Origin of the sequence: Streptomyces diacarni (genome assembly GCF_003323715.1) — a bacterium.
GTDB classification, from domain to species: Bacteria; Actinomycetota; Actinomycetes; order Streptomycetales; family Streptomycetaceae; genus Streptomyces; species Streptomyces diacarni.
On sequence record NZ_QOIN01000019.1, the window covers coordinates 1 to 20,664 of the forward strand.

Genomic DNA, 20,664 nt, shown 5'->3' on the forward strand with positions numbered 1-20,664 from the left:
AAGGGGGACACATCCGGCCGCGCTCCCGGGGCTCGGTGCCCGGTCTCGTCGCGACCTGGGCCCACCCTGCGGACCGGCTCCCCGCCCCGACAACTATGTGACGTACTATCCCGCTTCGTCCCCTTCACTCGTCGCTGCGAGCCGCTCCACCCCCACCCCCGATCCCGGCAAAGCGGACATGCGAAGGTGCTTCGTATGTGATCTGGCCCCTATGGGTGCCCTCACATCCGGCCCCCGCCGCCCTCACCCACAGCACACCGACCCCACACCCACCGTCGGCACTTCGGGCGGAGAGGCGGCTCGTGGTCAGCGGGGAAGGGGGAGGCGTGTCTTCGAGGCCGCCACCAGTTCGGGAACGGTGGCGAGCTTGCTGCGCGGCCTGCCGTTGCGGCTGCCCCGGGCCTGCTCGGCACGGTCGATGGCGGCCATCCCGCGCGCGTCCACCACGTGGCGGTTGCGGCGGCGTACCAGGCGCCGGAACGCCTTGGCCGAGTGCGCGGGCTGCGCAAGTGCACCGCTCGCGGCGTCGTCGAGGAGGGTGGTCACGGTCTCGGCCGCGCAGGCACGATTGGCGCCTATGCCGCCGCTGGGGCCGCGCTTGATCCATCCGACCACGTAGGTACCGGGCCGGCCGGCGACCCGGCCCTTCTCGTGCGGAACCGTCCCGGCACTCTCGTCGAACGGCAGCCCGGGCACGGGCGCTCCCCGGTAGCCGATGGCCCGCAGCAGCATGCCCGCGCCGATGTCCACCTGACCCGCGCTCCCCGTGACCCGCACCCCCGCGACGCCGGGTGCGGCCCGGCCCTCGCCGTCGGAGTGCTCCCCGGCGGGGGCCGAGGGGTGCACCTCGACGGGGGCCGAGTGGAAGCGGAAGACCAGGCGCCGCCTGTCATCGCGCGGTGGCTCCGTGTAGTCGACCTGCTCGCGGTCGATTCCCCGCAGCAGCACCGCCTTGTCCTCGGGGTCTGCGGCGTCGAGTGCGGGACCGATGCGGGCGTCGTGGTCGTCGACGACGAGGTGGACGCCGGGCAGGTGGGTCAGGGCGAGGAGCTCGGGCCGGGTGCAGGCGGCGTCCTCGGGGCCGCGGCGCCCCAGCAGCACGACTTCGCGCACCGCGCTGGCCCGCAGCGCCTCCAGTGCGTGGTCGGCGATGTCGGTGCCGGCCAGTTCCTCCGGGTCGGTGAGGAGGATGCGCGCCACGTCGAGGGCGACGTTCCCTGTACCGACCACGACGACACGCGGAGCGGACAGATCAATCGTGTCCGCGGGGATGTCGGGGTGGGCGTTGTACCAGGCGACGAACGAGGTGGCGGAGATGCTGCCGACCGCCTCCTCGCCGGGTATCTCCAGCCGCCGGTCGCCGGGGGCGCCCACCGCGTAGACGACGGCGTCGTGGTGGGCGGCCAGCTCCTGCGCCGTGAGGTGCTCGCCGATCTCCACGCCCAGCAGCATCCGGACCCGCGGGTGCTGGTGGAACCTGGCGAAGGTCTCACCGATCTTCTTCGTCGCCGGATGGTCGGGTGCCACGCCGTACCGCACGAGTCCGCCGGCCACCGGCAGCCGGTCCAGGAGGGTGACCTCGGCCGCCGTGTGCAGCAGCAGGTCCTCGGCCGCGTACATGCCGGCCGGACCCGTCCCCACGATCGCGACCCGGGGTGCGGCGAAGTCGGCGGGCAGGGTCCGGGTGAAGGCCGGTTCGCTCCAGCTGTGGAAGTTGGGGCTGTCGGCGGCCGGTTGGGGTGTCGGTGCGTCCGCGTAGTAGTCGGCGTTCATCCGGGCGTAGGTGCGCTGCGGTCCTGTGAGGCTCTCCACGGGAAAGACCGCGTCCACGGGGCAGGCGTCGGCGCAGGCACCGCAGTCGATGCACGCGGCGGGGTCGATGTACAGCGTCTCGGTGCTGCCGAAGTCCCGCTCCCCGGGGGCCGGATGGATGCAGTTGACCGGGCAGACGGACACGCAGGTCGCGTCGTTGCAGCAGTTCTGACTGATGGCGTAGGTCATGGGGCCAGTTCTGTCGGCGCCTGCGTCGGCGGAGGGGGTCAGATCAGGTGGGCGCGCTTGTAGAAGACGAGCGCCGGTTTGGTCAGCAGCCGGGCCGAGGCGAGGAACTCCATCAGCCCCGCGCAGCTGGAGCGCATCATCGACTTGTGGTGCTCGTTCGCGGCAGCCTCGGCGAGCGCGCGCTCCTCGTCGAGCCCGGCGGTGGCGTACACCTTCTTGTTCACCATGCTGGTGACGATGACGTAGGAGGCGATGGAGATGACGAAGGCGTTGATCTGCCGGCGCACCCATCCCGCCTTCGCCAGCCGCTTGCGCGTCTCGTCGCGGGCGAACTTCATGTGCCGCGACTCCTCCACGACGTGGATGTTGTTGATGGTGCGGACGAACGGGACGACCCGCTCGTCCCGCATCCAGTCCCGCTGCATGACGTCGAGGACCTCCTCGGCGACGAGGATCGCCGCGTAGGCGGCCTCGCCGAACGCCAGGGTCTTGAAGGCGCGGCCCAGTTCACGGGCGAGGAAACGCGGCTGGTAGGCGGGGGCCCGCAACTTCTTGGCACCGCGGGCGAACATGATCGAGTGCCGGCACTCGTCGGCGATCTCGGTCAGGGCCCACTGGACCTTCTCCTGCGAGGGGTCCTTGGCGTAGACGTCGCGCAGGATCATCTGCTGGAGGATGATCTCGAACCAGATGCCGGTGCCCGCCACCGAGGCGGCTTCCTGGCGGGTCAGCTCCTTGCGCTGCGCCTCGGTCATCTCCCGCCAGTAGGCGGTTCCGTACAGCGTGCTCCACTCCGGGCTCGCGCCGTGGTAGCTCTCGTCGAGCGGCGTGTCCCAGTCGACCTCTGTCCGGGGGTCGTACGACAGCTTGGCGGAGGAGTCCAACAGGCGGCGGGCGACGTCGTGTTCGTCGTTTGCGGGGTGCCGGTCCGTGCTCGCGGGGTCGGCGCTCGCGGGAGTGTCCGGCCGGGTGGTGCTGCTTGCCATGCTGCGACTCCTCGGATCGGATCTCGGGCCTTCCCGGTCGGCCGCCGGCGCGTGCTGGCCGATGCCGGCCGTCGGTCGGCCGCCCTGCGCCGGACCTCGCGGTGTGAGGACCGGCCGCTGGCAGGCATCTCGTGAGGCGTCCCCGGAGGTGCCCCACGCCTCTTGTTAGACGGACTGTATAACAAGCGCCAGGCCGTGCCTACCCTCCAGTAGAAACCGCCTCGTGGCCCCACGTACGCGCGTCCTCGCGGACAAACCGGCGGACGAACCGGCGGACGACCCCGCCGAGCTGTTCGCGGGCGTGGTGAATGTGGCGGTGTCGGTGTTGTGGCCGCTCAGGGGCCGGATAGGCTGCGTACCGTCCAGGCGGGGCATGTGCCCGGCGCGTGGCGGGAGTTGGAGCGAGCGGCGGAGGAAGAATGACGCACACCGGCAACATGCACGACGAGACCGCCCCGGGAGCGGCGGAGGGCGCCGCGGGTGCCCAGGAGTCGAGCGGAGCCAGCCTGCGGATCGGGGAGGCGCACTCGGCCCGCATGTACGACTACCTCCTCGGAGGCAAGGACAACTACCCCGCCGACCAGAGCGCCGCGGAGAAGGCGGTGTCGGCCTTCCCGACGCTGCGCACCGCGGCCAGGGAGAACCGCAAGTTCCTCGGCCGGGCCGTGCGGTACCTCGTCGAGGAAGCCGGCATACGCCAGTTCCTCGACATCGGATCCGGCCTGCCCACCGCGCACAACGTCCACCAGGTCGCCCAGGCCCACGACCCCTCCGCGCGCGTCGTCTACGTCGACAACGACCCCATCGTCCTCGCCCACGGCAGGGCACTGCTGAGCACCGACGAGCGCACCACCGTCATCCAGACCGACATCCGCGACCCCCGCGGGATCATCGAGCACCCCGAGACCCAGGCCCTCCTCGACTTCACCCAGCCGGTGGCGGTGCTCGCGGTGGCGATCCTGCACTTCCTGTCCGACGAGGAGAACCCCGGCGGCGTCGTCGAGCAGCTCCGAGGGGCGCTCGCCCCCGGCAGCATGCTCGTCCTCTCGCACGCCACCGCCGAGATCTCCCCCAGCACGGCGCTCGGCGTCCAGACCGCCTACCGCGCCCAGGGCGTCCCCCTCACCCTGCGCGACCGCTCGGCGCTGACAGACCTCTTCGACGGCTTCGAACTCGTCGACCCCGGTATCCAGGTGGTCTCCGACTGGCGCTCCACCGTGCCGGAAGCCGAACGCCCCTCCCACGCCGAGGTCTCCTGGTACGGCGGGATCGGCCGCCTCGCCTGACGGGCCGCCTGGCCCGACCGGCCACCTGGCTGGCGGGCCGCCTCCGGCGCACGCGGTGTCGCGGGCACTGACGAGCTGTCAGCGCCCGCCGACCGCACTCACCTCCCGCTCACCCCGCGCGCGGGTCCGGCGGCGCGCGGCAGCAGCCCGACGAGCAGTACCGAGACGGCCGTGAGCGCGGCCGCCGCCAGGTAGGCGGCCGCGTAGCCGTCGGCGAGTTCGCCCGGTGAAGGACGAGCGCCGTGCGAGGCCGTGGCGGCGACGACGGCGCCCAGGACAGCCAGCCCGAGCGCGCCGCCGATCTGCCGTGAGGTGTTGACCAGCCCGGCCACCACCCCCGCCTCGCGGGCAGCGGCCCCGGTCGTCGCCGCGTCCGTCAGCGGTGTCATCAACAGGCCGATGCCGCCCGCCATCAGGACACCGGGACCCAGGAGGGCGCCCCAGAACGTGCCGTCGGCCGTCAGGACGAGCCCCTGCCAGCCGAATCCCGCCGTCGCCACCACGCCGCCCGCGGCCACCATCAGGCGGGTGCCGAACCGGTGCATCAGCCAGGGTGCGGCCTTGGACCCGACGATGACCGCCGCGGTGTGCGGCAGAAAGCACAGCCCGGCCCGGATCGCGGAGTAGCCGAGCACGTTCTGCATGTACAGCGAGAGGAAGTACCACATCGCGAAGGCGCCGGTCATCGCGACGAGAGTCACCACGTTCCCCGCCGCCACGGCACGCAGCCGCACCAGCCGCAGCGGCACGAGCGGCGCGGCGGAGCGTGCCTCCACCGCGACGAAGGCGGCCAGCGCGAGAAGCCCGACCACCAGCGGCGCCACCACGTCGGCAGCCGCCCACGAGTGCGACTCCGTCTGCCCGACACCATAGGCGAGGGTCGCGACCCCCACCGTCACCAGAGCGGCACCCGGCAGGTCAAGCCCCCGTCGGCCGGCCCGCTCGCCCCGCTCCCGCAACCCGAACACGACGACCGCGACGACCAAGACCCCGACCGGCGCGTTGACCAGTAGTACCCAACGCCACGACAGCAGATCCGTCAGCACCCCGCCGACCAGACCACCTGCCGCGCCGCCTGCCGTCCCCACCGCTGTCCAGGTGGCGATCGCCCGCGTGCGCGCCGGCCCCTTTGGGAAGGTGGAGGTCAGCAGCGAGAGGGTCACGGGCGCGAGGACGGCGGCGCCGATCCCCTGCGCGGCACGCGCCGCGACGAGCATCTCCGCGTTCTGTGCCAGGCCGCCCACCAGGCTCGCCGCGGTGAACAGGCCCAGCCCCACGAGGTAGACGGGCTTGCGCCCGAACAGATCGGCGGCCCGCCCGCCCAGCAGCAGGAAGCCCGCGAAGGTCAGCGCGTAGGCGTTGACGACCCACTGCAGCGCCGCGCCGCTCAGCGCCAGCCCCTCGCGCATGCTCGGCAGCGCGACGTTGACGACGGAGACGTCCAGCACGACGAGGAACTGACCGATGCTGGAGGCCAGCACGACGGCCCAGATGTGCGAGGCGGGCGGCCCGGGCCGAGGCACCGTGCCGAGACCAGTCGGGTGCCCTGGACCGTGCGGGGCGTCGGCCCCGACAGCGCCGGGCGCGCTCCCGCTCCCGGTTCCGGAGCCGCTGCCGGTCCCGGGCACTGAGGGTGAGGGTATGGAAGACATGGTGGCCATCGTGCGGGCCCGCGCCGCGCCCGGGCATCGGCACAAAGCCGCGGCTCGCCCCGCTCCTTCGACCTAGGGCTTTCCGTGCAGCCCACTGCCGGCTGTGTGGCCGTCGCTGTCGGGGATCTGTCGAGAAGATGTCGGTGGCCGCTGCCACCGTGTGGGCACAGGTCGCTCCGAGCTTTCGGGGCGGCCGGGAATGTGGTTCGTTCGCTCGGGTCCGGGGAGTCGCCGCCATGCCGTCCGCGTCCAATGTCCCGCCGTGGGACGTCCACCGGCTGCCCCGCGCCGAGGGCCGCACCGTCCTGGTCACCGGTGGCAACGCCGGCATCGGCTACTTCGTCGCGGAGCAGCTGGCCGGGACGGGCGCCGTCGTCGTGCTGGGCAGCCGGAACCCGGTCAGGGCCGAGGCCGCCGTGCGAGCCGTCCGGAGCCGGGTTCCCGACGCGCGCCTGCGGACTGTGCGGCTCGACCTGGCCGATCCCTCGTCCCTGCGTGCCTCGGTGGAGGCCCTCGGACTGGAGCGGCTCGACGCGGTCGTGCACAACGCCGGGGTCGCGCTCGACCGGCCCCCGCGGCAGGAGACCCGGGCCGGCGACGAGTTGATGTTCGGGGCCGCCTGCCGAAGAGCCGCGTCCGTGTTCGTGTCCGCAGTCCGTTCCATGACCGAGCGGCCGCGGGCCTGCTGGGGACAGTCGGCGTGCGCCGGATCCGCCGGGGCAGCGGCCGCGGCCGCTGCCCCGGAGTGCCTGTGCCGCCACGACGAGGGCAGGGACAGCCGGGCGGGGGAGCGGAGACGAAACTGAGCCAAGCCCCGCATCCTGGTCACGGCACGCGGGCCGAGGGGTGGCAAGGGGTCACGTTCCCCCGTTCCGGTATGTCCCTCCCTCCGGGGGATGACGGGTCCTGCTGCCCGCAGCGGACGGTTGCTCCGGGGCCGGTCGCCGGCCCGGCCCCGGTACGCGGGCGGGCTCCGTCTCGACGAGCAGCCGTACTTCCTGTGTGCGGTCGGACGAGGGGCCCGTCTCCAGGGCGAGTTCGCCGGGTTCGACGGCCGATTCGAGGTCGCGGTCGAGCGAAGCCAGCGTCTCGTGGCCGATCTCGAAGACCGCTTCCGCCGCCTGCCCGGGGGCCAGGGTGAGCCGGGTGAAGCCGCGCAGTTCGCGGGCGCGCGGCCACGACGAGCCGCCCCACACGCGCCGTACGTACAGCTGCACCGTCTCGCGCACGGGCCGCTCACCGGTGTTGTGCACGGTGACGCGGCACGTCAGGGACGGGTGGTCGGAGGTGACGCGTGAGCGGGACAGCCGGGGCGGTGCGTAGCCGACCGTGGTGTAGGACAGGCCGTGGCCGAAGGCGTGGCGGGCGCGGGCGCTCTGGTCGGCGTAGCCGCGGTAGCCGTGGTCCTTGCCGTTGTAGTAGGCGGGGAGTTGGGCCGACGAGCGGGGCACGGAGACCGGGAGGCGCCCTTCGGGATCGGCCGCGCCGAACAGGACGTCGGCGACGGCGCGTCCGCCCCAGGGGCCCGGGTACCAGGCGCTCAGCAGGGCGCCCACCGTGCCGGACAGTTCGGGCAGCGCGTGCGGCCGGCCCTGGACGAGGACCACGACGACGGGTACCCCGGTGGCTGCCACGGCCCGCAGCAGTTCCCGCTGGCCCGCGGGCAGCCGCAGGTCCGCGAGGTCGACGCCTTCGCCCGCGGTGGTGCTCGACAGGTCGCCCCCCGGCGGCAGCGCGGCGCCGTTGGCGGCGAAGGCGGTGTCCTCGCCTCGGGCGCTGGATCCGCCCAGGACGAGGACGGCGGCGTCCGCGTCCGCCGCCAGTGCCACGGCGCGGGGGACGCCGTCGAGGTCGGCGCCGACCAGCCGGCAACCGGGCGCGTGGGTGACGTCGGTGCCGGGCGGCGCGGCGGCGCGGACGCCGTCCAGGATCGTGTGGCCGACTCCGGGCCGCTGCGGTGCGGTGTAGTCGCCGAGCTGCTGGGGGAGGGAGTCGGCGCCGGGGCCGAGGACGGCGATCCGGCGCGCCCGCTCGGTGAGCGGCAGGGTCCGCCCGTCGTGGGCCAGCAGCGTGATCGAGGCGCGGGCGAGGCGCTCGCTCAGCTCCCGCAGCGGCGGGTGCGGGGGCGGCACGGGTTGCGGCGGCGCGCCGTGGGCGGGGGATTGCTCGAACAGGCCCAGGCGGAACTTCAGCGTCAGCACGCGGGCCACGGCACCGTCCAGGGTCTCCTCGGCGACCAGCCCGCGGGTGACGGCCTCGGCGAGACGGGGAAAGCAGGCGTCCCACAGGCTCAGGTCGCAGCCCGCGTCCAGCGCCAGCGCGCCCGCGGCGACGGGGTCGCCCGTAAGCCTGACCAGGCGGTCGATGGCGGTACCGTCCGCCATGACGAGGCCGTCGAAGCCCCACCGCCGCCGCAGCAGGTCTCTCAGCAGCCCGCGGTGGGCGACGCAGGGCAGCCCTTCGAACTCGTTGTAGGCCGCCATCACCCCCGCCGCGCCCGCCCGGACACCGGCCCTGGCCGCCGCCAGATGGATCTCGTGGAGTTCGCGTGCGCCGAGTTCGGTCGCCGCGCTGTTGCGGCCGCCGAGCGTCGCGCCCTGGCCCGCGAAGTGTTTGAGCACGACGGCCGCACCCGCGGCGCGCATGCCGCGTACGAGGGCCTCGGTGAACCGCGCGGCCAGGTACGGGTCCTCGCCGAAGCACTCCTCCGTGCGGCCCCAGCGCGGGTCGCGGACGAGGTCGAGGGCGGAGACGAGGGCCACGTGGCCGCCGCGCCCGCGCAGTTCGGCCCCGGCTCCGGCGGCCGCCGCCTCGTAGAGCTCGGGGTCCCAGGTGGCGCCCACGGCCAGGTTGACGGGCAGGACCGTGCCGTCCAGCGCCTGGTGGCCGTGGGGCACTTCCTCCACCAGGAGCACCGGGATGCCCAGGCGGGTGTTGTCCACGACGTGCCGCTGGACCGCGTTCGCCACGCCCGCCGCGTCCGCGGCCGTGATGCCGTCCGCGTAGCCGACGCCGGACCAGGCGTCCGCGCGCTGGAGTCCGTAGAGGGCGCCCATGCCGTCGTAGGCGGCGACCTCGGCGCGGAAGGCGTCGCTGATCCGGTGCCCTTCGGGCGTGCGGGTGTAGGCGTGCCAGCCGTACATGCGCTGGTTGACCTGGCCGACCTTCTCCCTGAGCGTCATGCGCGCGAGCAGGTCGCGCACCCGCTCGGGCACCGGAGCGGACGGGTCGCGGTAGCGGGGCCCGCTCACCTCAGCTCCAGCACCCGCACGCCCCAGGGGGCGAGCGTCACGACGGGCTCCGGGGCGCCGGTGCGCAGCTCGTGCAGTGTGCCGTCGGTGGCCGGACGGACGGTGCGCTCCTCGTCGCACTGGCTGATCAGCCACACGAAGCGCCGCCCGTCCTCGTGGACGAGGACGTCGACGCCGACGTACGGGTCGTCGACCGTCACGGCGCGGTGGACCCCCGCGACGTGCGCGAGCGCCGCGTACAGCCGGTGCGTGTCCTCGGGGTTGACGCGTGCGGTGCGGGCGGCCATGTGCTCCAGCGGATAGGTGGCCAGGACGGTCCGCCCGGCGCCGGTCTCGTGGACCAGCAGCGCGGGGCGGCCGTGTGCGTCGACGGCCACCACGCGGGCTCCGCGCTCCACGACGGGCAGGTACGCCCGGCTGTCCTCGTTGCCGGCGACGGGGAAGCGCAGCACGTCCCCGGCGGCCAGGGGACCGAAGTCCTGGGTGAACGTCATCTCCAGTTCGTCGTCCTCGATGGGTTCGGCGACCCCGTAGGACAGCTGGAGCTCCACCCCGAAGAGGCCGTCGAGGTCGTCGAACCAGGGGCCGCGGGTGCCCGGGTGCTCACCGGAGCAGAACGACAGGTAGACCGTCGCTCCCTCCTCGGCCCTGCGCTGGAGCGTCCGCCGGGTGCGGGTGGTGAACTGCCGGGTCGCGGGCAGCAGGTACAGGGCGGCGTCTCCGGGCAGCCCGTCGGCCTCCCTGGTGAGGCCCACGGGCAGGTCGGCGGCGCGAGCCGTCACGTAGCTCTGGTGCAGCGAGGTGAAGATCAGCGGGCGGTCGGCGGGGCGGCTGTAGGGGTAGTCGCGCTCCAGGAAGGCGGGCACGACCAAGGCGGCGTCCGCGTCCGTGCGGCGGCAGCGGGCGAAGTCGACCGCTTCCAGGGTGTCGGCGAACGCGGCGAGTTCCCGCAGCGGCGCCTTGGGGGCTCCGGTGCGGTCGGTGATGCCGAAGTGCATCTCGAAGGGGTGGTGGTCGTAGGGGGCGCGGTCCCACAGGTCGTCGTAGTCGGTGTTGTTCCACGCCATCCAGCCGGTGGCGCCGCCCAGCAGCGAGGTGTGCAGCGTCTGCCGGTAGTAGACGCCCGCGTTGCGGGCGGAGACGGTGTCCGTCGAGACGCCGAACTCCTCCAGGACGACGGGCTGTCCGGTGACGGCGGCCAGTTCGCACTCGAAGGCCGCGCGGTGGTGCTGGCGGGCGCGGTCGGTGTCGGAGCGGTAGACGTGCGGGCCGACGAAGTCGACGTACTCGGCGGTCTCCCGCAGGGAGAAGCCGTTGTCCCGTCCGGTGACCTCGATGCCCCACGCGCCGTCCCCGAGGGAGACCGGCTGGGTGCCGCCCGCCGCCCGCACCGCGTTGCACATGGCCTGCGCCCAGGCGGTGACGACGTCGCATGAGGGCGGGTCGACCTGGTACACGCGGCCGTACCCCGGCATCTCGTTGGTGATCAGCCAGCCGGTCACCGCGGGGTGGTCCTTGAAGCGGCGGGTCATCTCGGAGACGAACCAGGCCTGCCTGCCCACCATCCACACGTCCTCGTACAGGTCGCGGCCGCCGCGCCAGGCCGGGTCCCAGTTCTCGCCGGACATGTGGCCGACGATGAAGGTGGGCACCGTTGCCATGCCCGCCTCGGTGTGCGCGTCGAGGAAGTCGGTGAAGCGCGCGCACAGTGCCTCGTCGACGCGGTGCGGTTCGGGGTGGAAGTCGGGCCAGTAGAAGAACGAGCGGGTCATGTTCAGCCCGTGCTCGCGCAGGACCCGCAGCTCCTCGCGGACCGTCTTGGGGCAGTAGTCGCGCCACATGAGCGGCCCGCCGGTGCGCGACCAGAAGTTGGCGCCGAGCCAGGGCAGGACGGCGGGGTCGTGGGTGAGTCGGGCGCTGTGGCGTCGCATGGTCCTTCTCGTCCTCGTGGTGCGGTGGGTGGTTCCGGTGGCTCGGTGGTCGGTAGGCGGTCAGCCGGGTGCGGGCCCTGTGGACTCGCGGACGACCAGCCGTGGCCGGTCCTCCAGTACCGGTGCGGCGACGTCCTCGCCGCACCGGGCGAGCAGGGCGCGGGCGGCCGCGCCACCGACCCGCTGCACCTGCTGGTCGACCGTGGTCAGCCGGGGGTGCAGCCAGCGGCCGAGCGGCAGGTTGTCGTAGCCGACGACGGACAGGTCGTCCGGCACGCGCAGGCCGGCGCGCTGTGCGGCGCCGGCGCCGCACACGGCCATGGAGTCGTTGGCGTAGACGATCGCGGTGGGCCGGTCGGGGGCGGCCAGCAGCGCCTCGGTCGTGGCCGTGGCCGACACCTCGGTGAAGTCGGTGTGCAGCACGGCCCACGGCCGCAGCCCGGCCGCTTTGAGAGCCGTCTCGAAGGCGTCGCGCCGCAGCCGTGTGTGGTGCAGCTCGGCAGGCCCTGCCACGTAGGCGATGCGGCGGTGCCCGAGCCCGGACAGGTGCGCCACCACCTCCTCGACGCCCGCGCCCTGGTGGCCCAGGCCGACGCTCGGCACGGGTCCGGTTCCGTCGGGCGGTCCCAGCACCACGGCGGGCAGCCGCAGGCGGGCCACCAGCGCGGGGCGGGGGTCGTCGGCGCGGGCGTCGGTGAGGAGGGCGCCGTCGACCCGCCCCTCGGCGGCGAACCGCTGGTAGAGGGCGGTCTCCTCGCGCACTCCGGCGACCAGGTGGAGGAGGAGCCCGTAGCCGCGGGGCGACAGCTCGCCCTCGATGCCGGTGATCAGTTCGCTGAAGTGCGGGTCGGCGCCCAGCACGTCGGTGGGGCGCCGCACGACGAGCGCGAGGGTGCGGGTGCGGGCGCTGCGCAGCGCGGCGGCGGGCGCGTTGGGCGACCAGCCCAGCTCGACGGCGGTGGCCAAAATGCGCTGCCGGGTCGCTTCGGCCAGGCGGCCCTTGTCGTTGAAGGCCTGCGAGACGGCTGCGGTCGACACTCCGGCCGCGGCCGCCACCGCCTTGATGGTGGGGCGCTTGGCGGGAGGCTGTCCGGTGGAGGCGCTCACATCTTCACCGCCCCGCTGACGAGGGCCTGCTGCATGCGTCGCTGGAGCACCGTGTAGACGATCCAGACGGGGACGAGGGTGAGCACCGTTCCCGCGGTGAGGACGCCGTAGTCGGTGCCGGTGATGGCCTTGAGTGTCGGCAGGGCGACCTGGACGGTGCGCTGGGCGGGATCGGGACCGATGATCACCAGGGAGTACAGGTACTCGTTCCAGAAGGTGAGGAAGTTCAGCAGCAGGACCGTCGCGATGCCCGGCAGGCACATCGGCGCGTAGACGTGGCGCAGCACCGCGTACGTGGAGGCCCCGTCCATCCTGGCGGCCTCCTCCATCTCCTTGGGTACGGTCCGCATGAACTGGACCAGGATGACGACCGAGAGGGGCATCGCCGTCGCGGGCAGGAACAGCACCATGAACGTACGGGTGTGGAAGAGGCCACTCGCCGCGGCCAGCAGGAAGGTGGGGAAGAGGGCGGCGAAGGTCGGGATGAGGAACCCCAGCGAGAAGACCTTCTCCACCACCGAGGCCAGGCGGCCCGTCGAGCGGGCGAGGGCGAAGGCGGCGGGCAGCGCCAGCGCCAGCGTCAGCACCAGCGCGACGCTGGTGACCAGAGCCGAGTTGACGACGGCGAGCCCGAGGTCGGCGCTGGTGAAGGCCGTGGAGAAGTTGCCGAGGCCGAAGGATTCCGGCAGCGCGAACGGGTGCGCGAAGATCTCCTCGTTGCTCTTGAACGCCGACGCGAGGAAGTAGTACAGCGGCACGAGCAGCAGCACCGCGTAGCTCCACACCAGCAGGTGTGCGGGTATCCAGCGTTTGCCGAACTTCATGGTGCGTCCGATCAGTAGGTCTGCCGGAAGAGGCGGCGGATGGTCAGCAGTCCGGCGAGCCCGGCCAGGAAGAGGAGGACACCGACGGTCTGGCTGTAGCCAAGGTCGGCCGCGATGAACGCCTTCTGGTAGACGAGGAACGACAGCGTGGTGGAGGAGCTGCCGGGGCCGCCCTGGGTGAGCAGCAGCACGTGCTGCGCCGACCCGAAGAGCGTCCACAGGAACTGCAGCATGGTGACCACGCCCACGTAGTCGCGGATGACGGGGAAGTGGACCCGCCACATCGTCCGCCAGTGCCCGGCGCCGTCCAACTGCGCGGCCTCTCCCAGCTCGTCCGGCACACTGCCAAGACGCGCGGCGAACAGCACCGCGGTGAAACCGATCCCGGCCCAGACGTCCAGCGCGATCAGGCAGGCCAGCGCGGTGGAAGGGGAGGCGAGCCAGGCGTCGGTGAGCGAGGAGAGCCCCGCGGATTCGAGCGCGCCGTTGAGCAGCCCGTCGGGGGAGAGCGCGGCGTAGAAGACCATGGCCTTCGCCGGGGTGGAGATCAGCCCGGGTACGAACAGCAGGTAGCGGATGACGCGGTGCCCCGGCGGCCGCTGCGCCACGTAGTAGCCCACCATGTAGGCGCACACGATCATGATCGGCAGGGCCACGGCGAGTTGGACGGCGGTGTTGCGCACGGCGGCCCAGAAGACCGGGTCGTCGAGCACCGCACGGAGGTTGCCGAGCCCCGCGAAGGAGACCGGCTGGAGCATGCCGGGCCAGCGCAGTGCGGCGATCACGAAGATGGCCACCATCGGGCCGACCATGAAGACCAGGTACCACACCAGTGCGGGCACGGCGAGGATCGTTCCGCCCTGCTTGCGCGGGCGCGGCCGTGGGCGGCGCCCGGCGGTGCGGGGCGGCGTACCGGTCAGGCCGGGCTCTGCCGCGCCGGGTGTCGGCGTCAGCGTCGTCATGAGGTGACTCCCGTGGGCTGGGGCTCGGGACGTGGGGGAGGGGAGGCGGGGCGCGGGCTCATGCTCAGCGGTACGCGGCCTCGAGCGCCGCACGTACCCGGGCCGCGCTCACACCGCGGGTGAAGGACGTGCTGGTCGCGGTGATCAGCGGCTGGTTGGCTGTGGGCGGTACGTACACGTCGGGCAGCAGCACCTGGCCCACGTCGGAACCCAGCCGCTGCGCCGCGGCCACGAGGGGGAAGTCGGTGCTCAGCGCGTCGGAGCGCACGGCCATGTCGCGGCCGCTCTCGGTGATGAACGCCGAGACGGTGTCGGCCCTGTACATGAAGCGGAGGAACTTCTCGACGGCGTCGATCTTCTTGGTGCCGTTGGGGCTGATCCAGAACCCGATGAGGGTGTAGGAGCGCAGGATGGTGGGCTTGTCGTGGACGGCCCCGTCCGCCAGGGGCCAGCCGCCGACGTCCGTGTGGCGCGCCACCCGCTCGGGCACTTCGGCGAGCGCCGAGGACATCGCCGACTCGATCGCCGCTGACTGGGTGTTGAACTGCGTCATCATCGAGTCCGAGGTGAGGCCCTGCGGTTTGTCGGTGAAGACGCCCGAGTCGCGCAGTTCGACGAAGTAGTCGATGCCCTGCCGCGCGCCCCTGGCCCCGAAGTCCCCCGTCGCGTAGGCGTGCCGGGCCTCGTCCTCGGTGAGGAAGGTCTGGATGATCTGGGCGAGGAGCTTCTGCCCCGTCCAGTCGTTGCCGCCGACGGTCACGGGCGCGGTCCCTTTCGCGCGCAGCTTGCGCGCGGCGCGGATGAGCTCGTCGCCCGTGGTCGGTATCTCCGCCACACCTGCCCGGTCCAGCAGCGCCCTGTTGTAGGCCACGGGCCAGTTGGTGGCGAAGTACGGGAAGGCGCGCAGCCTGCCCTTGCCGTCGGTCCACGCCGCGAGTGCCTGGGGCATCACCCGCTCGCGCAGCCCCCAGTCGTCCAGGTAGTCCTTGACGTCGACGGTGGCGCCGACGTCCGTCCACGCCAGCGTCTTGTCGTAGAGGTTGACCATGACGACGTCCGGCTCCTTGCGGGCCAGGCGCGCGGTCTCGTAGACCTGCGCGAGGTCGTCGCCGTTGACCAGGTTCTTGACCTTCAGCCCCGGGTTCTCCTCCCGGAAGCGGTCGAGCGCCCGCAGGTAGGTGGCGGAGCCCGGAGCCGTGGTGCCCAGCTGGCTGTGCACCACGAGCGTGTCGGGGTCGTCTTCCGCGGCGGCCAGCGCGGAGCAGCCGGACAGGGCGGGGAGGGTGGTCGCGGCGAGGCCGCAGCCTGCGGCGAGGAGGCCGCGTCGGGTCAGCGGGGACGAGCGCACAGCGGGAGGTCTCCAACCAGGCGGTTAACGAGTGGTTAATCGATGTACCTCTGGAGGTGCGAGGAACCTAGACCTCCGCGGGGCTGTGGTCAAGACCCTCCCGGGAGGAGCGGTCACACACGTCGAGGGTGGCCCCACCGGGTGGGGCCACCCTCATACGTGTGTGGCCTTTCCGTGCCCGCCGGGAGGGCGGGCACGGACGCTCAGCGCCGTACGGCCGCCAGCACCGCCTGCGACATGGCCTGGTGACCCGCGGCGTTGGGGTGGAAGCCCGCGGCGTCCACGGCCTGGAGCGGTTCCGCCCAGCGGGTGCCCACGGGCTTGCACAGGTCGTGTCCGACCGAGCCGGTGTAGGTGTCGACGTACTCGGCCCCTGACGCCTCGGCGCGCTCGGCGAGCATGGAGTTCAGTCTCTTCTCCGTGTCCCTGAGCCAGGGGGCGTCGCCCGAGGCGAGCGAGACGGTCCGCGGGCAGTTGCTGCCGTCCTCGGGCAGCAGCGCGGGGTAGCCGACGACCAGCACGCGCGCGCCGGGTGACCTGTCCTGGATGCCGCGCAGCACCTCGTCGATCTTCGTGGCCGTGGCCTCGATGCGGGCGGCCAGCTCATCGCTGCCACCGAGAGAGTAACTGGCCTTGCACGGCGCTCCGTTCGGCACGAGAGCGCCGAGCAGGACGCAGCGCGCGACGATGCCCCCGAACCCGATGTCGTTGCCGCCGATGCCGACGGTGACCAGGTCGGTGGACTCGTTCAGCGCGTCGAACTGCGGGGGCGCTGTGCCCTGCGGTGCCGTCATCTCGGCTGTCGTCGCGCCACCGCAACTGGCGTCGGCGAACGTCCCGGGAGCCAGCGCGGCCGTCACCAGCGTCGGATAGTTGTGGTCGGAACGGCCGCAGTTCTCATCCGTCTGCTCCGGGATGCCGGGACCCGAGGTGTAGGAGTCGCCCAGGGCAACGTAGCGGGCGACGGCCTCCGCCTTGCCGTGGGCCCCCGCTTCGCCGTGGGCCCCCGCTTTGCCGTGCGCCCCCACCGAGGAGGCGGTGGGGGCGCCGGCGAGGACGAGTGCGGCGGCCACCGGGAGCGACACGCCGGCCGACAGCGCGGCGCGCACGCGCCTCACGGCCGGGTGGCGGGCCGGTGAGGGCCGTCTGGGTGCGGTGCGCGCGAACGAAGAAGGGGATGCGGACATGACCACCTCGCAGACCAACTGGACGACGGAATCGACGGGATGAGACGCGGTCGTGGTGGAGCCGAGGGGCGGAAAGGCGGCGGAACCGGTTCTTCTGGGGAGAAGACCGGTTCTACCGAGCAGTAAGAGTGGCCATCGCTCCCCCGCCGTCAAGGCCCCGGGAGGCGCGCCGCGGGAGGGGCCCTCTTGCGCGCCGGAAAGATGTGTAGTCGGCTGACCTCCATGGGGAAGAGGAGTGTTGCCGCACTGATCGCAGCCCTGGTCGCGGGGACCCTGCTGACGGGCACGCCGAATCCGCGCGCGGAGGCGGCCGACACCGCGACGGGTGAGGCGCCCACCACGGCCGACGCGCTGGGATTCGACCTCGACACGGTCACCATTCCGCAGCTCCAGCACCGCATGGCGAAGGGCTCGTTGACCTCTTCCGCCCTGACCCGGGCCTACCTGCGGCGGATCGAACGCATCGACCCCACGATCAACGCGGTGCTCCGGACCGACCCGACGGCCCTGCGGCAGGCGGCGGCCAGCGACGCGCGGCACCGGCACGGCAGGGCCCGCGGCCCGCTGGACGGTATCCCCGTCCTGCTCAAGGACAACGTGAACACCCGCGGCCTGGCGAGCACCGCGGGATCGCTGGCACTGGCGAAGCACCCGCCGAGGACCGACGCCGCGCTGGTGACCCGCCTGCGGAAGGCCGGGGCGGTGATCCTCGGCAAGACCAACCTGTCCGAGTGGGCCAACTTCCGGGCCGAGAAGCCGACCTCGGGCTGGTCGGCCGTCGGCGGCCAGACCCACAACCCGTACGTACTGGACAGGAACCCGTGCGGCTCCTCCGCGGGGTCGGCCGCCGCGCTCGCCGCGTCGCTCTCCCAGGTGGCGATCGGGACCGAGACGGACGGATCCATTGTCTGCCCGGCGGGGATGAACGGCGTCGTCGGGCACAAGCCCAGCCTCGGGCTGGTCAGCGGGTCCGGCGTGGTGCCGATCTCCGCCGAGCAGGACACCGCCGGGCCCATGGCCCGCAACGTGACCGACACGGCGCTCACGCTGGCGGTACTCAGCGGCGAGGGGAGCAACGGAGACGTAAGGAGCGGCGGGAGCACCGACAGCTCGGGCCACGCGTCGGGCGGCGTGCTCGGCGACCGCGCGGCGGAGCTGACGCACCCCGATGGGTTGCGCGGCAAGCGGATCGGCCTGTGGCGGCTGCCGTCGCTGGGCCCCGAGGTGGACGCCGTGATGAGCCGCACGGCCGAGAAGCTGCGCGCCGCCGGGGCGCAGGTCGTCGAGGTGACCCCGCCCTACCAGGACCGGCTGGCCGAGCTGGAGTTCCCGGCGCTGCTCAGCGAGTTCCACCGGGACATCAACGCCTATCTCGCCACCCGCGACGGGCCTGACGACCTCGCCGAGCTGATCGAGTTCAACCGCGCCCACCCGGCGGAGCGCAGCTGCTTCGCGGGGCAGGAGCTGTTCGAGCGGGCGCTGGCCGCACCGCCCACCACCGACCCGGAGTACCGGGCGACGCGCGCCGAGCTCAAGGACCTCTCCCGGCGCTCCATCGACGAGACCCTGGCGGCCCACGACCTGGACGCCCTCGCTTCTCCGACGAACCCGCCCGCCTGGACGACCGATTGCGCGCGGGGCGACGACGACGTGATCCCGTCCTCCACCCCCGCGGCCGTCGCCGGGTACCCGTCGCTGTCGGTGCCCGCGGGATCCGTGGGCGAACTGCCCGTGGGCCTGCTCCTGATGGCCGGTGACCACCAGGACGCGAGGCTCCTGTCGCTGGGCGCGTCGGTGGAGCGCAGGCTGGACGCCTGGCGCGCACCCCGCTATCTGCCGTCAGTGGGGTCCGGCGCCGCTCGCTGACCGAGTGCCGCGCGCTGATCGAGTGCCGCCGGCTGACCGGGCGCGACGCGCCGGAGACCGGTCCCCGACGCGTCGGGGACCGGCGCTGTTCGCCGTCAGCGGTTTCCGGTCCCGCTCGTCGGCTCGGCGCCGTCTGCCGTCCCGTCCGATGCCGGGCCGCCCAGCACGCGTCCGGCGAAGTCGGCCAGCTGCGCCCGTAGTCGCTCGCGGGACAGGTTCCGCCGGCCGGTCAGGTGATCGACGAGGTCGGCGCGCACGGCGGCGAGCAGCGCGTGTGCGGCGAAATCGCTTCCCGTGAAGCCGGGAAGCCGCTCCAGTACGCCGCTGAGCGTCCCGTGCCACCAGTCGTAGTGTGCGGCGCCGTAGGGGCTGTCGGACCCGGCCTCCTCCAGCGCCAGTGACAGGTGCCGGTGGTCGAGCTTGAAGCACAGGAGGGCGTCCAGCAGAGCCAGGGCCCTCTCCCTGGGCGGGGTGGCGGGTCCGAGCGGGTGCGGCCCCTCGGTGACGGCCTGGCGCACCGGTTCGAGCCGGGCCTCGAAGAGGGCGTGGATCAGGCCGGTGCGGTCCCCGAAGCCGCGGAAGAGGGTGCCCTTGCCGACGCCGGCCGCTGCCGCGATGTCGGCCATGGTGACCTGCGCGGGTCTGTCGCGGTTCGCGATGAGCCGGTCGGCGGCCTCGAGTACGGCTTCCCGGTTGCGGGCGGCGTCGGCGCGGGGCTTGCGCTCGGGCACGGGTCTCCTCCAGTTGCTTAAGCGGACCCTCGGTCCGTATAGTCGTCGACAGAAACGGACCCAGGGTCCGCATTCTATCCCGGAGGGAACACCCATGCCCACGCATCCGCGCCCTGCGGACCTCTTCCGCCACGGCCTGCGACTTCTGCTGGAGAAGAACATCCCCGCCTGGGTCGACCTGTGGGACGACGACGGCGTCTTCGAGTTCCCCTTCGCGCCCGAAGGGTGGCCCGAGCGGTTGGAAGGCAAGGCCGCCGTGGCCGACTACATGCGCCACTACCCCGACCACATCGACCTCCACGCCTTCCCCCGCGTACGCATCCACGAGACCGGCGAGCCGGACACCGTCGTCGTCGAGATGCGCGGAGTGGGACGGCTGGTGAGCAGTGGCGCCCCGTTCGACATGACCTACATCGCCGTGGTCACGGCCGTGGACGGCCGCATCACGCACTACCGTGACTACTGGAATCCGCTGGCCCTCCCGCGGGACGGCGGAGCCGACTTCACCCGGAGGACCCGATGACCTCGCGCGACACCCACTCCGACGCGCCGCCCGCCGTCCTCGTCATCGGGGCCACCGGCACCACCGGCAGCCGCGTGGCCGCCCGCCTCGCGGCGGACGGACACCACGTCAAGGCGGCAGGCCGCCGCGCCGCCCCGGTGCACGGCGCACGAGCCGTCCGCTTCGACTGGTACGAACCCGGCACCTACCCAGAGGCCCTGCGCGGAGCCGACCGCCTCTACCTGGTGCCGCCCGTCGGATCCACCGGACCGGCCGCCGTGATGCGCCCGTTCCTGGAGCAGGCGCGCGCGAGCGGAGTACGCCGGGCCGTGCTGCTCAGCGCCTCGGCGGTCGACGCCGGTGGGCCGGCGGTCGGACAGGTCCACGAGATGCTGCCCTCCTTCTTCGACGAGTGGGCGGTCCTGCGGCCTTCGTGGTTCATGCAGAACTTCACCGGCGACCATCTCCACGCCGCCACCCTCCGCGCGGAGGGCGTGATCCGGACCGCCACGGGCGAGGGGCGCGTCGGCTTCGTCGACGCCGAGGACATCGCGGCCGTCGCCGTCCGCGCGCTGACCGACGCCCGCAGCCCGGACACCGACCTGGTGCTCACAGGCCCCGAGGCGCTCAGCTACACCGACGTCGCGCACCTGCTCACCGAGGTGACAGGGCGTGCCGTCACCCACAGCGCGTTGACGTACGAGCAGATGCGGGACCACCTGTCGACCCAGGTGCCGGCCGACTTCGCCGCCGTGCTCGCCGGCATGGACCTGGCCATCGCCGGGGGTGCCGAGGACCGCACCACCGACACCGTCACCCGCGTCACGGGACGTCATGCCCGCAGTATGCGCACGCACCTTGCGGAGGCAGTGACACCCGGGAACAAGGAAGTTAGGCTCACCTAAGTCGTAAGCCCGGGGGAGCGGACGCCGCCCCCGCGGGCCCGAGGGGAGGGGGCGGGCGGCGCCCCGCGCCGGACGGGCAACCCGGCGCGCCGAGGCGGCCGCCCGGCCGCACCCCCACCGGCCCG

General features: G+C 73.0%; 15 protein-coding genes and 1 pseudogene. 5 read left to right on the forward strand and 11 right to left on the reverse strand.

The features are described 5' to 3' along the window. Positions 1-306: 306 nt before the first annotated feature. On the reverse strand, positions 307-2,001 hold the full coding sequence (locus DTL70_RS00110) for an FAD-dependent oxidoreductase (RefSeq protein WP_114019726.1): 1,695 nt from the start codon (positions 1,999-2,001) through the stop codon (positions 307-309). 38 nt (positions 2,002-2,039) lie between these two features. Then, a complete protein-coding gene (locus DTL70_RS00115; protein ID WP_114019727.1) occupies positions 2,040-2,987 on the reverse strand; it encodes an AurF N-oxygenase family protein in 948 nt (315 codons plus the stop codon). Positions 2,988-3,406: 419 nt separating this feature from the next. On the opposite strand from DTL70_RS00115, the gene DTL70_RS00120 reads away from it, so the two are divergent. Next, a complete protein-coding gene (locus DTL70_RS00120; protein WP_245978855.1) occupies positions 3,407-4,273 on the forward strand; it encodes an SAM-dependent methyltransferase in 867 nt (288 codons plus the stop codon). A 98-nt stretch (positions 4,274-4,371) separates the two neighbouring features. Here DTL70_RS00120 and DTL70_RS00125 read toward each other — a convergent pair whose 3' ends face one another. Next, a complete protein-coding gene (locus DTL70_RS00125) occupies positions 4,372-5,925 on the reverse strand; it encodes a DHA2 family efflux MFS transporter permease subunit (RefSeq protein WP_114019728.1) in 1,554 nt (517 codons plus the stop codon). Between the two features lie 236 nt (positions 5,926-6,161). On the opposite strand from DTL70_RS00125, the pseudogene DTL70_RS00130 reads away from it, so the two are divergent. Further along, a pseudogene (locus DTL70_RS00130) lies at positions 6,162-6,626 on the forward strand (SDR family NAD(P)-dependent oxidoreductase); the annotation flags it as partial. Positions 6,627-6,782: 156 nt separating this feature from the next. On the opposite strand, the gene DTL70_RS00135 reads toward DTL70_RS00130, so the two are convergent. From DTL70_RS00135 to DTL70_RS00165, 7 genes are all read right to left on the reverse strand, one after another. Next, positions 6,783-9,176, reverse strand: a complete 2,394-nt coding sequence (locus DTL70_RS00135; RefSeq protein ID WP_114019730.1) for a glycoside hydrolase family 3 N-terminal domain-containing protein — start codon at positions 9,174-9,176, stop codon at positions 6,783-6,785. Then, positions 9,173-11,107: a cellulase family glycosylhydrolase gene (locus DTL70_RS00140; protein WP_114019731.1), complete on the reverse strand. Its 1,935-nt coding sequence runs from the start codon at positions 11,105-11,107 to the stop codon at positions 9,173-9,175. Before DTL70_RS00140 ends, DTL70_RS00135 begins: the two co-directional genes overlap by 4 nt. Positions 11,108-11,167: 60 nt before the next feature. Further along, positions 11,168-12,214 carry a LacI family DNA-binding transcriptional regulator gene (locus DTL70_RS00145; RefSeq protein WP_114019732.1) on the reverse strand — a complete coding sequence of 349 codons (1,047 nt, stop codon included), beginning with the start codon at positions 12,212-12,214 and terminating at the stop codon, positions 11,168-11,170. Continuing rightward, positions 12,211-13,038, reverse strand: a complete 828-nt coding sequence (locus DTL70_RS00150; protein WP_114019733.1) for a carbohydrate ABC transporter permease — start codon at positions 13,036-13,038, stop codon at positions 12,211-12,213. Before DTL70_RS00150 ends, DTL70_RS00145 begins: the two co-directional genes overlap by 4 nt. Positions 13,039-13,049: 11 nt before the next feature. Next, complete coding sequence (locus tag DTL70_RS00155; protein ID WP_114019734.1) at positions 13,050-14,000, reverse strand: carbohydrate ABC transporter permease; 951 nt, start codon at positions 13,998-14,000, stop codon at positions 13,050-13,052. Between the two features lie 64 nt (positions 14,001-14,064). Continuing rightward, a complete protein-coding gene (locus DTL70_RS00160) occupies positions 14,065-15,348 on the reverse strand; it encodes an ABC transporter substrate-binding protein (RefSeq protein WP_114019735.1) in 1,284 nt (427 codons plus the stop codon). Positions 15,349-15,551: 203 nt separating this feature from the next. Then, entirely contained in the window at positions 15,552-16,535 is a 984-nt protein-coding gene (locus DTL70_RS00165) for an SGNH/GDSL hydrolase family protein (protein WP_114019736.1), read from the reverse strand. A 222-nt stretch (positions 16,536-16,757) separates the two neighbouring features. On the opposite strand from DTL70_RS00165, the gene DTL70_RS00170 reads away from it, so the two are divergent. Further along, the gene (locus tag DTL70_RS00170; protein ID WP_114019737.1) at positions 16,758-18,401 is read left to right on the forward strand and encodes an amidase; all 1,644 of its coding nucleotides are present in this window, start codon (positions 16,758-16,760) and stop codon (positions 18,399-18,401) included. Between the two features lie 95 nt (positions 18,402-18,496). Here the strand turns inward: DTL70_RS00170 and DTL70_RS00175 are convergent, their stop codons facing one another. Continuing rightward, the gene (locus DTL70_RS00175; protein WP_114019738.1) at positions 18,497-19,132 is read right to left on the reverse strand and encodes a TetR/AcrR family transcriptional regulator; all 636 of its coding nucleotides are present in this window, start codon (positions 19,130-19,132) and stop codon (positions 18,497-18,499) included. Between the two features lie 94 nt (positions 19,133-19,226). On the opposite strand from DTL70_RS00175, the gene DTL70_RS00180 reads away from it, so the two are divergent. Then, positions 19,227-19,655, forward strand: coding sequence for a nuclear transport factor 2 family protein (locus DTL70_RS00180; RefSeq protein WP_114019739.1), 429 nt, complete (start codon positions 19,227-19,229; stop codon positions 19,653-19,655). Then, positions 19,652-20,539: an NAD(P)H-binding protein gene (locus DTL70_RS00185; RefSeq protein ID WP_114019740.1), complete on the forward strand. Its 888-nt coding sequence runs from the start codon at positions 19,652-19,654 to the stop codon at positions 20,537-20,539. The genes DTL70_RS00180 and DTL70_RS00185 overlap by 4 nt, the downstream gene beginning before the upstream one ends. Positions 20,540-20,664 lie beyond the last annotated feature (125 nt).

Coding starts and splice junctions, on each gene's coding strand:
- DTL70_RS00110 (WP_114019726.1), bottom strand. CDS start 2,001: ATGACCTACGCCATCAGTCAGAACTGCTGCAACGACGCGACCTGCGTG.
- DTL70_RS00115 (WP_114019727.1), bottom strand. CDS start 2,987: ATGGCAAGCAGCACCACCCGGCCGGACACTCCCGCGAGCGCCGACCCC.
- DTL70_RS00120 (WP_245978855.1), top strand. CDS start 3,407: ATGACGCACACCGGCAACATGCACGACGAGACCGCCCCGGGAGCGGCG.
- DTL70_RS00125 (WP_114019728.1), bottom strand. CDS start 5,925: ATGTCTTCCATACCCTCACCCTCAGTGCCCGGGACCGGCAGCGGCTCC.
- DTL70_RS00140 (WP_114019731.1), bottom strand. CDS start 11,107: ATGCGACGCCACAGCGCCCGACTCACCCACGACCCCGCCGTCCTGCCC.
- DTL70_RS00150 (WP_114019733.1), bottom strand. CDS start 13,038: ATGAAGTTCGGCAAACGCTGGATACCCGCACACCTGCTGGTGTGGAGC.
- DTL70_RS00155 (WP_114019734.1), bottom strand. CDS start 14,000: ATGACGACGCTGACGCCGACACCCGGCGCGGCAGAGCCCGGCCTGACC.
- DTL70_RS00165 (WP_114019736.1), bottom strand. CDS start 16,535: ATGTCCGCATCCCCTTCTTCGTTCGCGCGCACCGCACCCAGACGGCCC.
- DTL70_RS00170 (WP_114019737.1), top strand. CDS start 16,758: ATGGGGAAGAGGAGTGTTGCCGCACTGATCGCAGCCCTGGTCGCGGGG.
- DTL70_RS00180 (WP_114019739.1), top strand. CDS start 19,227: ATGCCCACGCATCCGCGCCCTGCGGACCTCTTCCGCCACGGCCTGCGA.
- DTL70_RS00185 (WP_114019740.1), top strand. CDS start 19,652: ATGACCTCGCGCGACACCCACTCCGACGCGCCGCCCGCCGTCCTCGTC.